The 12,376-nt window shown below is 36.6% G+C and carries 20 protein-coding genes and 2 pseudogenes; all 22 read right to left on the bottom strand.

Annotation, left to right across the window (positions count from 1 at the left end; translation table 11 throughout):
• Positions 1–81: 81 nt before the first annotated feature.
• The gene (locus VSQ61_RS09845; protein ID WP_334344260.1) at positions 82–1,158 is read right to left on the bottom strand and encodes an acyltransferase family protein; all 1,077 of its coding nucleotides are present in this window, start codon (positions 1,156–1,158) and stop codon (positions 82–84) included.
• A 238-nt stretch (positions 1,159–1,396) separates the two neighbouring features.
• Positions 1,397–1,972, bottom strand: coding sequence for a GNAT family N-acetyltransferase (locus VSQ61_RS09840; protein ID WP_334344259.1), 576 nt, complete (start codon positions 1,970–1,972; stop codon positions 1,397–1,399).
• A gap of 101 nt (positions 1,973–2,073) precedes the next feature.
• Entirely contained in the window at positions 2,074–2,598 is a 525-nt protein-coding gene (locus tag VSQ61_RS09835; RefSeq protein WP_160563368.1) for a VanZ family protein, read from the bottom strand.
• A gap of 569 nt (positions 2,599–3,167) precedes the next feature.
• Complete coding sequence (locus VSQ61_RS09830) at positions 3,168–3,404, bottom strand: histidine phosphatase family protein (RefSeq protein WP_160563369.1); 237 nt, start codon at positions 3,402–3,404, stop codon at positions 3,168–3,170.
• A gap of 112 nt (positions 3,405–3,516) precedes the next feature.
• Positions 3,517–3,630: pseudogene (locus VSQ61_RS09825) on the bottom strand (pyridoxamine 5'-phosphate oxidase family protein); the annotation flags it as partial.
• A gap of 38 nt (positions 3,631–3,668) precedes the next feature.
• Complete coding sequence (locus VSQ61_RS09820; RefSeq protein ID WP_334344258.1) at positions 3,669–4,064, bottom strand: SRPBCC family protein; 396 nt, start codon at positions 4,062–4,064, stop codon at positions 3,669–3,671.
• A 25-nt stretch (positions 4,065–4,089) separates the two neighbouring features.
• Positions 4,090–4,710 (bottom strand): NUDIX hydrolase N-terminal domain-containing protein, encoded by a 621-nt coding sequence (locus VSQ61_RS09815; protein ID WP_160563371.1) that lies wholly within the window; start codon positions 4,708–4,710, stop codon positions 4,090–4,092.
• A 65-nt stretch (positions 4,711–4,775) separates the two neighbouring features.
• On the bottom strand, positions 4,776–5,273 hold the full coding sequence (locus tag VSQ61_RS09810; RefSeq protein WP_160563372.1) for a P-loop NTPase family protein: 498 nt from the start codon (positions 5,271–5,273) through the stop codon (positions 4,776–4,778).
• Positions 5,274–5,339: 66 nt separating this feature from the next.
• Entirely contained in the window at positions 5,340–5,495 is a 156-nt protein-coding gene (locus VSQ61_RS22935) for a CatA-like O-acetyltransferase (protein WP_502877028.1), read from the bottom strand.
• 46 nt (positions 5,496–5,541) lie between these two features.
• Positions 5,542–5,619: pseudogene (locus VSQ61_RS22930) on the bottom strand (chloramphenicol acetyltransferase); the annotation flags it as partial.
• A gap of 91 nt (positions 5,620–5,710) precedes the next feature.
• Complete coding sequence (locus VSQ61_RS09800) at positions 5,711–6,340, bottom strand: DUF3267 domain-containing protein (RefSeq protein ID WP_334344257.1); 630 nt, start codon at positions 6,338–6,340, stop codon at positions 5,711–5,713.
• Between the two features lie 85 nt (positions 6,341–6,425).
• The gene (locus VSQ61_RS09795; protein WP_334344256.1) at positions 6,426–6,953 is read right to left on the bottom strand and encodes a phosphotransferase-like protein; all 528 of its coding nucleotides are present in this window, start codon (positions 6,951–6,953) and stop codon (positions 6,426–6,428) included.
• Positions 6,954–6,998: 45 nt separating this feature from the next.
• Positions 6,999–7,640, bottom strand: coding sequence for a CPBP family intramembrane glutamic endopeptidase (locus VSQ61_RS09790; RefSeq protein WP_334344255.1), 642 nt, complete (start codon positions 7,638–7,640; stop codon positions 6,999–7,001).
• A gap of 67 nt (positions 7,641–7,707) precedes the next feature.
• Entirely contained in the window at positions 7,708–8,124 is a 417-nt protein-coding gene (locus VSQ61_RS09785; protein ID WP_334344254.1) for a pyridoxamine 5'-phosphate oxidase family protein, read from the bottom strand.
• Between the two features lie 69 nt (positions 8,125–8,193).
• On the bottom strand, positions 8,194–8,850 hold the full coding sequence (locus VSQ61_RS09780) for a phage head-tail adapter protein (RefSeq protein ID WP_334344253.1): 657 nt from the start codon (positions 8,848–8,850) through the stop codon (positions 8,194–8,196).
• A gap of 61 nt (positions 8,851–8,911) precedes the next feature.
• Positions 8,912–9,490: a DUF6144 family protein gene (locus tag VSQ61_RS09775; RefSeq protein WP_334344252.1), complete on the bottom strand. Its 579-nt coding sequence runs from the start codon at positions 9,488–9,490 to the stop codon at positions 8,912–8,914.
• Between the two features lie 42 nt (positions 9,491–9,532).
• Positions 9,533–10,033, bottom strand: a complete 501-nt coding sequence (locus VSQ61_RS09770) for a hypothetical protein (RefSeq protein WP_160563377.1) — start codon at positions 10,031–10,033, stop codon at positions 9,533–9,535.
• A 25-nt stretch (positions 10,034–10,058) separates the two neighbouring features.
• Positions 10,059–10,307 (bottom strand): DUF3781 domain-containing protein, encoded by a 249-nt coding sequence (locus tag VSQ61_RS09765; RefSeq protein ID WP_334344251.1) that lies wholly within the window; start codon positions 10,305–10,307, stop codon positions 10,059–10,061.
• A 60-nt stretch (positions 10,308–10,367) separates the two neighbouring features.
• The gene (locus VSQ61_RS09760) at positions 10,368–10,913 is read right to left on the bottom strand and encodes a CD3072 family TudS-related putative desulfidase (RefSeq protein WP_350340169.1); all 546 of its coding nucleotides are present in this window, start codon (positions 10,911–10,913) and stop codon (positions 10,368–10,370) included.
• An 86-nt stretch (positions 10,914–10,999) separates the two neighbouring features.
• A complete protein-coding gene (locus VSQ61_RS09755; protein WP_334344249.1) occupies positions 11,000–11,374 on the bottom strand; it encodes a hypothetical protein in 375 nt (124 codons plus the stop codon).
• A gap of 41 nt (positions 11,375–11,415) precedes the next feature.
• Complete coding sequence (locus tag VSQ61_RS09750; protein ID WP_334344248.1) at positions 11,416–11,859, bottom strand: hypothetical protein; 444 nt, start codon at positions 11,857–11,859, stop codon at positions 11,416–11,418.
• A 119-nt stretch (positions 11,860–11,978) separates the two neighbouring features.
• On the bottom strand, positions 11,979–12,376 hold a 398-nt coding region (locus VSQ61_RS09745; RefSeq protein WP_334344247.1), incomplete at its 5' end, for a hypothetical protein.

Genomic DNA, 12,376 nt, shown 5'->3' with positions numbered 1-12,376 from the left:
TTTGTAAAATTTTTATATTTTTTATGTTCTATTTCCAGTCCCTTTCACAATAGCCGTAAAGTGAATCTTTAACCAAACTTTTCATAATCTCCGTTCTGCTATTCCAAGAAAAAATCGTAAGACAGGAATCCTCTTTACGACTTCATATATTAAAAATGTTGCAACAAACGAAATCAACACAATCAACAAAAATTGTCCTGCCACACCGATGGGCAATCTCAATACGAAAAATCCTGCCACAACCAGAATTGGCATATGGAGAATGTAAACAGGAAAAGACGCACGTGTCAGATAACCGCTGAGACGACTGTGAAAATTCAGCTTTGACCGTCCTACGCCAATCAGGGCAATAATTCCCGTCCATCCGTAAAATATGTAAAGCCCGACCATCCCTATGTTTCGGATGTTTTCCAGGCAGTACAAATAAGTGTACAGGCCGCCTGACATTGCGAAGAGGAAAAGGCTTGCAAACCGGTACCTCTGCAATTTTTTCAGAATACTTTCCTCCGAAAATATATAATACCCGAACAAAAACAGTATGAGAAACTGCCCCAGACTTTTCCTGCCTATATTCAAAATATACTGACCTATCCATTCCGGAACAAACAAAAGAATCATGCAGAAATAAGGTAAATGGTCAGCTTTCCATTCAGGCAAATACTTTTTTTGCAAAAGAAAGATTAAAATTGCTGTCAATGAAACAAGAAACAAATACAGCAAGAACCAAAGATGTGCGGGCGTAAAACCCCCACGATATCCCGTCAAATCAGTTTCCTTTGTGAAAAACAGACCATACTGCTGAAAATAGGTACCTGTATATCCATTAAAAAACACTTCTGCCACATAGGTCATCACCGGAACAAGCACAAGCAATCCAAACAAAAACGGAACAAGTAATTTTTTTACTCGTTCCCCTATAAACTGCCTGTTTGTTCTTATTTGGAGCGAGTACTTACAGCTTATGCCTGCAATCACAAACAAAAGAGCCATGTACCAGGGATATACGGCAGTAGAGAATACATAGAGTGCGGTATTTGTATGTGACCAAATATAAAATCCGCTGTACTCTCCTCCACTCCAAATTTGCGAAGCATGGAATGGAAACAGCAACAGAATTGCCATCCATCTTAAATTATCTATGAAATATTTTCTCTCCATATAAGGCCACACCTTGTTATTCCAATTTCACCTCTATATTAATTCGTCAACTGGAAGTTGACAGCATCAAAGTGCCACAATTTCATCCGCTATCTCACGAACAGTTCTATTGCTCGTATCTATTTTCACGGTATCCAGTGCTTGATACATCGAAATTCTCTGAACACTTCTGTCAATCATATCAGCAGAACGTATCCCTAATGTTACATCTGCGGTCAATCTATCACGCAGGCTGCTTTTATCTACAGCAATACCGCATAAAAATCCTCTCCTGAAACCCTTTTTGTTTCCCATGCTTTTCCGGAATACGCTTAAATTCCTCAAACCCGATACTCGTATAACATTTTATTGCATTCTTATTTATATCCGTAACATCAAGCACAAACTCCTGATAATTTGTAAGCTGCATACTTTCCCGAAGCATAGCTGCGGCAATGCCTTGTCTGCGGTATTCTTTTCGTACGGCTACAAATTCTATGTATCCGGTTGTGACAGGATATGCAAGCTGCTTTTCAAATTCTTCTTTCAAAACGAAAGCTGCAATCACTCCTTTAAAGAACCCAAACTGTTTCTTCAAAGATGCTTTTTCTACTCCTGCGGCTCTGCCATTGCAATCCGAAATCGCCAGCACTCCCGCAATATCTCCCTGAACATCCGCCACATAAAATCTTTCCATATGCAATCCCGCTGCGATAGCATCCGCCACTTTTTGATTATCTTTGCATAATATTGAAAAATCCTTTTCAAATCCCTCCGCAATACAGAAAGCCACATGATTGCGGTCTGTTTCTTCTGCTTTCCTTATATGCACCATTTTCGTATATCCTCTGTCATTGTTTTAAATGATTCATCAAATCCCGCTTTTACGCTTTTTGCTGTTTTCCGTTAAATGGGAATCTACCGCAAAACAGCCTGTCATCTGCCTTTCAAACACTTCAAGACCCAAAAGGTAATCGGCTTAAAAATAACATAAAGGCCATAGCCCAGCACTCCGCCAATCACATTCGTGATCAGATCCGTGATATCCGAGTTTCGGTCGAAAAACGGCTGTAACAGCTCAATGCCCAGGCTCATCAAAAAGCAAAAAAACACCGTTATACCGAATTTGGCCCTTTTGCCCCGGGTCAGTGGAAACAGGAACCCGAAAGGCAGAGTCATGATAATGTTCAAGAACACTTGCCTGAAAAAGTCCCCTCTCCCCAAAGAGACATCAATAAACGGCACCAGATTCATAGGTTCATAGGGGTGGTTCAGCATGAACGGGATGGATGCAATCACCGGCATCATAGTAAAATAGAGTACCAGAGAGAGGTATGCATACATGAGGGTGTTGACAAGCAGTCTGTCTCTGCCCTGAGCTCTCCATTTCCTGAAAAAGACGAAAGCATACAGGCAAACCAACACTATAAAATCTATGAAATATTTTATCAGGTACTTCATTATATCTCCTTTCTTCTTACCGCCCTATCCAAAATCCGATTTTCCAGTATGTCAAACTGGCTTATGCGTTCCTCTCATAACAAATTCTGAAATAACGGTCTCGCCGCCCTCAAATTGGCGGATAATTTCCATCTTGTAGTCGGGACATGTTTTTCTGGCAGCCGCAAGGGTTGTCTTCTGAACTCATTTCTGATAACTTTTTTTCATTTTTCCCCGCTAGCTTTCCATTTATGCTCTTCGCAATTCTCTCATAACCGGGAAGTTATCATTCCATCTTTTTTATATATGCATTTTGCGATTTGACCATGTTGAGGATGGTCTATTCCCAACACATACTGCATCAATATTCCATGACACACAACAATAACCGAACTGTAATTTCTATATCGTTCCAACACCGACATAACACGTTTTTCCATTTGACCGGCAGATTCCCATACACACACTTTCCCCGCCGGATGGCACCCCTTATTTTCTGTCAGGCATTTATAATTTTGCTCGGCCTCTTCATCAGATAAATATTCATACGTGACGCCATCTGCCAACCATTCATGCAAATCTGGTTCTACTCACATCTCAACGCCTAAATCTTTCGACAAGATGGCCGCACTATGTATTGCTCTGCCAAATGGAGATGTGATGATCAATTCAATATTTGCCAGCCTTGTATCCTTTGCTGTTTCATGAATTTGAGCGATCCCTTTTTCGGATAATGTCATCATGTTATGGCCAAAGTCTTTGTAAAATTTTCTGCCCGCCATAGTGGTATCCATTTCTCCGTGACGTATAAAATAAAAAGTTGCCATCTTGCCACTCTCCATTCAATTTTTCAAACTTTGTTTTATACTCTTCGCAATTTCCTGACAAATAGGATGCTGAAGTCTAAAATTCATACTTTGTGCCATAGGAAAGCAGCAGTCAGTCTGTTAATTCTACACATAAAATTATGGTGTTTTTATCATCGAAATTATTATGTCCGTTATCCATCCATTCCGCAAAGACATTTTTTAATTTCTCGGCAATCAAATGATTTCATTTGCTCATGCGTTACCTCCATAAGCTTGAATTTGTTATTCTAATGCTTTCTTTAAATCAAAAACAAATCGCATTTGCTGCTTTTTTAAATAGGATTTTACAAAAGGTTTCATAAACCACTTTTTAGGTATCACATTTTCCGTAAAGTCGATTTGAGTTTCATTTTCTTTGGAGGTAAAAACTCCAGTCCAATGGCCTTTCATATTGCTATTCTCCATATCAAACTCCCATCGCTTATATGGTTCTACCATAGTAACAGTAAACGTAGTCGCATACCCCTCTTTTGTATACTCAACAAATTGTTTGTCATTTACCGTTTCTGTCTTACTTAAATCACTTCGCCATGTGCCATATTTATCAACAGCTAACATAATGCCCCAAACTTTATAAATATCCCTACCGATAATTGCATTTATTTTTGAAGTTGCCATTTTTCCATATCCTTTCAAATCTAAGTTAATCGTATAAAGCTTCCCACGTTTCTGAATTCATTGCCTTAAAACACATTTCTATTTGTTCTCTGTTATTTTTTTCTTCTGCAAGACAAGGTAATTCATCAACATTAAAATAATCATAACCTGTAGTTTCAATATTGGAAATGAACTCGCCGCCTATCACTTCACATTGCATAAATATTTTACATACCTTATAGGCATAAATGGGCAGATTGTGCTTTTCTCTGTCTTGAACTGCGATTATCCGTTTAACTCTAATATCAAGTCCCGCTTCTTCTTTCACTTCCTTTATCGCATTTTCCTCAACAGAAACATTTACGTCTACCCAACCGCCTGGCAATGCCCATGTACCATTTGCTTCATGTACAAGCAATATTTTTCCCTCTTTAAATATAGCTGCACGTGTATCTATTTTAGGTGTTTGGTATCCCACATCACTACAGAATAAATCTTTTACCTTTTCAAGTGGTATCTCTGACTGATAACTGATTATTTCTGCCGATATTTCTCTAATACGTCCATATCTTTCAAGTTCATATTTATCTTTACAATAAAATAAACCTGCCTGTGCTAAGCCTTGAAGTTCAACCGCCCATTGTAGCCATTTTTCGTTTTTTTCCATATGATAATGAATCCTTTCAAATTCTAATTTTACGCTCTTCACAGCTTCCCGTTAAACCGGAATTTTTAACCAAACATTTTTAATAAATAATCATCTATATCGGCTCTTGCGTGAAAGATATAAATGCTTTTTTCGCTTTTGTATCTGTCAAGCAATTTATATACAATTGGCAATTCATTTTTAGGGAAATCAATTATCCATTGTCTAAATTCTTCATCAAATTCTGTTTCTATCCACGGCATATCTACACGTTGTTTGCCTATGCGTGAATCTACTCCGGTCAAACATTCCGCCACCGGAAAATCCAGTAAAAATACAGCTTCACACGCTTGAATACGCATTTCAAGTGTTCTTCCGTAATTTCCGTCAATAATCCATTTATCCTTTAAAACAATTTCTTTTAATTTCTTGTCAAATATCTTTCTGTCAACAGTTGTCCTGTCAGGCTTATGCCATAACATATCAAGATAATATAACGGTAAGTGAGTTTTATCACTTAATATTCTTGCAAATGTGCTTTTTCCCGCACCTGGACAACCGATTATGATTGCCTTTTGAAACATAAAAAGGCCACCTCCAAAACAAACTATCTGATTGATACGCTTCGCAATTCCCTGATAAATGGGAACCTACCACTCATTCAAGAACCTTTGCAATTGTTCCACAAACTGCCCGATATGCAGGCCATCTACAAAAGAATGATGTGCCTGTACAGAAACCGGAATCAAAACCTGTCCATCTACAAAACGGTAACGAAACGCTTCGATGCCATTTGCACATCGCATATACCATAGACATTGTAAAGGATAGTCCCTCTTCCTTAACCATTCGCTTAAAATTTGTAATATCTGCCGTAAATGTCACGCAAAAAGCAGGCTCAACGCTGTTTCGAAAAACCGCACAGTGCATTGCCCTTTGCCATGTTTTTTCATCGATTATCTGATATGAATTGGCCATCTATTTGTTCCTCCATACTCTTTTTCTCAGAAACTATTCGATCCTATTTCTCAAAAATGACAAAGCCACACTCATAAGGATGGTCGCAATACACACGCTCTTGCTTATCCGTGTAGTATAACATACTTTTCAGTATAATCAAAAAATCCCCGCCGCCTGATAGAAGCATGTATTCTGCCAGAAAAAATAGCAGTAATTGATTTGTCATCACCGCAGCCGCCATAACCCCGCCGCCTAAAACGAACGTAGGCATAGCAATTCCCAACAGATATTGCCACTTTCTTAACGGTTCGGAGCAAGTGCAGTATGGAGTAATACTGCTCCAAATGATTCCAAAATCAATGGATTGAAAATGATTTTTTGCAAAAAGCCCCCAGGTAATTCCATGTATAAGCTCATGCAGAACGATTAGAAATACAATAAGCAGAGGGACCGCTACAGCAAATCCCCAGGAAATACCGTCCAAATCAAAACCATTCACATTATTATATATCCAAAATGCGAAAGCCATAAATGGTAGCATGAGGATAGGACCTGAATACTTCGCCTGCTGGGTATTGATAATTATATTCTTCCTTTTATATCCTTTTTGCTGCATTTTGGAACTTAATTTTTCAAAGCAATCTTTACGTTTTATTTCTTTTTCTGTTAATTTTCTTTTATCTTTCTCCATACTTCATTCCTCCAAAATTTCATTGATACGCTTCTCAGTTTCCCCACAAACCGGATTTCATTGATGTTATTGTGCACTCATAAGATCATCTTTTGTCAAAAAATGTATCAATATCTATCTCGTACCTATCATTAATAAATACAATATTCGCATTGTGCTTTTTTGCCAGAACCAAAAATCGTGCATTATCTTCTAAAACGCTTTCCATTGTACACCATACATCATCGAAACGCTTCTCTATGGTGCTTGCATATTTTTTTATATCGCAAAAATGATTTTTAATATAATGCTCACTCATCACAAGACAATAGTATTGAATGTTATGGAGGTATTCCTCTGTGAAGTCCTTTTCCCAGTCAAACGGAATATAGACGCCCTCAACAATAAGATTTTGTCCATTTTCTATGGCGGTTTTGATCATTTCACGAATCATGGGCCACATATAGTCTGTAAGCTCGTTATCATCTTCTGCCGTAAGCGTGGTATATCCGCTGCGAATCAAACCCATTTTCAAATGGTCTATGGATAAATACGGGTATTTATATTTTTCAAGCAATTTTTGAGCAAGTGCCGTCTTGCCTGTGTGTGATGCACCTGTAATTAAAACAATCATCTATTTTCCCTTTCTAAAATTCATATAACGTTTAAATTTATCTTATCAAAATATAAAAAGCAAGAAATCCCATCCAAAATGCAGGAAAACGGCAGTCCAAATACTTTTCGTCTTAATGAAAGCAAAGCTGAAAATACAGCTTAATAGTAAAACAGTGATAAATCCCCCACTTGTAAATGCAGAAATGAAAGTACCACTTTGAATCCACACTGGAAAATGAATAGCCAAAAACAGTAAGGAATTGATAAATACAGAAAGATATTTTTTCTTATCTCTTAAAATAGCACTCAGAAAAAGCCCCCTAAAAACCATTTCTTCTCCAGCAGCTATAGAAAGCACCTCTACTACGGTGTTGATTCCAAAGGATTCATTTATCTCAAGCTTACCATTGACTAAATACTCATTTATTATGATGTAAATCGCAAGCAACAGCATCATAGGAACAGCTATCCAACATTTTTTGTTTAATAAATACATCTCTTCTTTTTTGATGAACATATCGTCGCTAAAGTTAAAATGAATCAATATTGCCGGTACAAGCCAGACTACGCACTTGATATACACTTCTTTTGTAAATTCGTCTATTCCAATTTTTGTTTTCAAATATAGCTCTAACAAGCTCCAAAAACTATAGAGTATAATTGTATACATTACAAGTACAGTGCCTGGCTTTGAATTTGCCCTCAATCAATTATCCTCCTTAAATCTTGCTTTCCCTTTATATGTGATTTTCCGGCAAACCGAAATCAGTCAGTCAGATACAAAAATCCTCAGACTTAAAATTGCTGTAATATCTGCCTTTGCTTGCGGTAAATTTTAATACGCAATAATCCGGGTCTGTCACGCCGCCCTTGTAATACATTTCATCCCCCGTTCGCCAAATTCTTTCCTTGGCTTCCGCAGTTTCCAACACTTCAACCGTTCCTACTAAGCTAACACCTCTGAAAAACCTTTTGTCAATGAAGTAAACGCTCGCTTTACTGTTTTTTCGAAAACACGACACTTTATTGGATGACGTATTCGTTGAAAACCATATCTCCCTGATACCGTTTCTTGCTCTTGGTTTCAGCATAGCCTTTGTAATCGGAAAGCCATCATTATCCACATAAGCGATAAAGCTTGTACTTGCTTTGTCTATCATTTTCCCAACCGTTTCTTCTGGATTTCTCATTCTGTTTCCTCCCATTTATAAATCCCGATTTTATGCTCTTTGCAGTTTCCCGTTAAATGTGATTTGCACTTATGAATGTATCTTGTTTTTAATACGCAAACTTGCTTCTACGTGCATAATCCAATGTCTTGAAAATGGCATTTGTATAAGTCCTCGAATATCTTTCCCGCACCAATAATCAATAAGCCAAATTGCATTTTCATCATTACTTACAACATTAAATAATTTTAAGTGTTCTTTTCTTTCTTCTGACACTTTCTTTTTTAATTGGTCATAGGTTAAGCGATTGATTATCCGTTCGGTGCTGTCCTTTACCTCAAAAATATATGAATAAAGTTCTTTTAAATTAAGTTGTTTTGAAAAATCTGCAATCTGCTCTTTTACAAGTTCATTTCCCGTTGTAATGATAGGAGAATTGATACGTTCCTGATAATTCCCCGAGAAAAACACTTGCTCGTTTTCACTGATCAATGTGTGTGCAACGATATCTTCGATACGGAAAATATGCCAAATTGAATATGCAATCGTTTTACAATGATAACCGTCTGCGTTTATAAATGGAATTGCATTAAAATCTTCTCTGCTTAATTCCTCATTAAATGATGATAAAGTTTTCATTAACTGATTTCGCAAATCAAATAATGTGTCAATACCTGCTTCATAGGTATCTTTCTTTTTTAGTTGCGTTTGCATTGTTTTATTTCGTTCGGACCATAATTTATTCATAATCAATTACCCTCCGGCAATCCCATTTTACACGCTTCGCAACTTTCCGACAAACCAGAATTTATTGAAATGTAATTCTCAAAAGGCAAAAATCAAATCCTTGCCGTATGCTTTGCACAATTTCTACATAAACATGTTTTTCAAAAACAATCTCAAATAATTTTTTGTTATATCCAGCAGTGCAATGACACCATGTTAATGAATTTGAATTTTTTGCTTTTTCTAACATAGGACATTCACAAGAAAACATTTTTGTATATAATTGATTATCTTTAATAAACCAACCGGCACCATTTTCATTCAGAGCATTGACAAATCTATGCAAATCCTTATCCAAAGAGAGATAAAGTTGTTTCAAGTTATTTGCGGTATCTTCTAACCTACCATTTTCGTTACAATAGCACTCTTGGCGAATGTTTTTTACTGTTTTTTTATCAAATCTATTTTCAAGAATAGCAGATAGATTTTCTACCCACTCGGCTCGAATGTCTGGTGTTGAATTTATAGATAATGGGATTTCCTTTATTATGCTTTCTGCAACTTCCCTTGATACATTCTTTTCCAAACTATGTTTCAACCTCATTAACTCATCTATTTCTAATGTTGGAGAAACTTGTTTTGGCATAGAAAAATTTTTCATATTCTTTCTTAAACCCCGATTGTGAAATCACATAAAGGGTAATTACCCGTTTATGAACCAACGCCAAATCTCTACAATCTCACAATATGCATGAGATTCCTCCGGATATTTTTCATGCAAATCCAACTGCGTATTTACGGCTTCTCTGTAAGATGAAATTAATCCATACGGATTCAGTGCCCCATAATCAATGGAATTAAATTTGGCCCCGCAATTCGTTATGGCACTAATGCATGTGGAGATCTCCACCAAATCATAGCCGCAAAATTCAAACCGCTGCCCCTGCTCTAATCTATAATCAGGCTCAATTTCGGGACGCACAATGACTGCAAGGAGCTGTTCACCCTTTGGGGGCAAATTTATTTCGGATTCTTCTATTTCCCTTAACTCCATCAGGCCGCAGTCAAATGTAACTAATTCATCCGCCTTTATCTTTCCCTGGTTAAACTTCCGCAGATTTGCATGATTGATACACCTGTCAGATTGAAAATAGCGAACTACTCCAAGGGACATATAATCTTTTTTTATCGTAGTTATTGACATATTGAAACACGCTCCGATCACGAATTTACTTAACAATATGTGCGGTAATAATTGTATAACTATATGAGTTGATCGTAATTTTGATGTTTTCTACCTCACAATACCAATTTTTACCTTGTCTGTATATTTTACAATTTTCTAATAGAACCTTATTTTTGCAATACTCAACAACATCTGCTACATCTATTTTTAGGTTTCTTTTAATTCTAGCAATTCCCATTTCAGTTGTGTGAATTTTATGGATATTGTCAAGTAATATTTTTTTATCTTCCATTCTTTGCTATAACCTCCGATTTTACGCTCTTGGCACTTTCCTGATAAACTGGAAGTGGTTTTACACCCCCTTTATTAATGAACGCAGCTTATCAGAAACATTATCTGTTCCTTTTAATCCGATCATTGGGATAGATATGTTTTTTTCAGCAAGCCGAGCAGAAATTTTCTCTATGAACAGCCCGTTCCCTTTGACTTCAGCATTATTATCCGATGTTGTATCCACCCCGCAATTTGGTGAACGATTTGCCCCGATAATCCCTGCCACTTCAAATCCATACTTCCTATATTCTAAGATTTGATAAATTACGGAATCAACCAATTGCTCTAATTGAGCGTTGGGAATCTCTTTTTTCATCTCCGTACGGATACGTGTATTCTCTGCCACCACAGGCATATCTGCTCCATAAATATTTCCTCTGTCAAGACCCAGGCAGCAAAGCTCCGGACAGGGCATTTGGACAATACCAATGTCAGCATTCAAAAGAATTTCACTCATTTCCTTAAATGCCGCCGGATAAACAGCAGTTCCGTCAGAAATAGAATTTTGATTCAGAAAACAATGAGCAATAAAAACCACTCTTTTACTTCTTCCATCTTCAAACATCATATCCCTCTCCCCGATTCTGATTTTACATTCCTCGCAGTTTCCATCTTGTATAGTTTAAAATCCGTCTGCATTGATATATTTACCTATTGCTCCGTAACTACCGTAAACCTGACACTTCCTTTCGCTTTTTCACCCGTTACGGAAACCGTATACATTCCGCTTTCCTCAATCTCAACATCAAATTCATCAGAAAAGGAAACATCCTCACTTTCATAGACAGGCACTTCATCGTCTTTCTGAATCTTCAATGACAAGCTGCCACCCTCAACAATAATTTCCGCATGGATCGTGTCTCCTTTTTCAGCCATTAGGTCTTGAGCGTCCGTTTTATTCAATACCTTATAGTCCATCACAAACTCATCACTATTTCCTGTCCGGCTGCCGTCAAAATCTGCTCCACACGCTGTTAATGATAAAGCCAATATGCAAGAACACAAAATAACCAGCTGTTTTTTCATAATCTCTCCTCTCTCAAATACCGATTAGAACTTTCTTAACCTTATTTTTTCATTATAAAGTTCATAAATCCGTTAATCGTATGAATGATAAAAAACAAAGCTGCCGTTCCAACTAATAGATAATTCCTTTTCCATAATCCAAAGCATAAATAGTACAGCAGAACAACGGCAAATTGACCAATTACGATCAGCCATCCATATTGATATCCCCAATAGTAAAATGTCCAACCAACAAAATTTATCAATATCATAAAAACAGTTAATGCAAAGAATGCTTTATCCTTTGTTGTTGTAATTGGAAATAACTTGACATCATCCCTGACAATCAGCATCAGCAAAATCATAGACAGCATACCCAATATACCTTCTATTGTCTCAATCCATTTCATTTCATTTTGCATATTCATAATTGGATTTGACGCTGACTTAATGAAAGGCATAATGATATACGGAATTTTCTGTATTACAAATGCCGCAATTCCCATAAAAAAATTCCCAAATAATAGTTTTTGAATAAATGAACGAATTTTAGCATATCATTTACCTGTCAATCACAATTTTACATGCTTTACAGCTTTCCGTAAAACTGTATTTCGTATTACTGTTAATAAGCATATATTTCTATATTCCTCCAATTTGAAAAAAACGATATATAATCTCCTTTTTTCTTTTTACTGGCTATTGCTTTAATATCAAGCATATCCAACCAATCAATATCAAAACGCAGGTAATATACTTCATTATCTATATCTTCACATACCCCCACGAATATAACGTTCTCATTATCAAGAACTGCCAAAGAAGATAAATCTTCTTTTCGTACTTTTCGCTCAATAGGCATATCTATACTTAACTCAACAAAATATTTTTCTCCAATTGTAGGCTCTTTTTCATTCTTCCATATCCCTTTAATCATACCGATTGAAGTTTTTCCAGTAACAATTAAAATCTTTTCCTGATACTCAAATTTCTCTATAACTAATTGCATATTTCTTCTCCAAC

Source organism: Candidatus Merdisoma sp. JLR.KK006 (genome assembly GCF_036941035.1).
GTDB lineage: Bacteria > Bacillota > Clostridia > Lachnospirales > Lachnospiraceae > Laedolimicola.
Note: the sequence above shows the minus strand (reverse complement) of the source record. Positions and strands in the feature narration are given on the sequence as shown.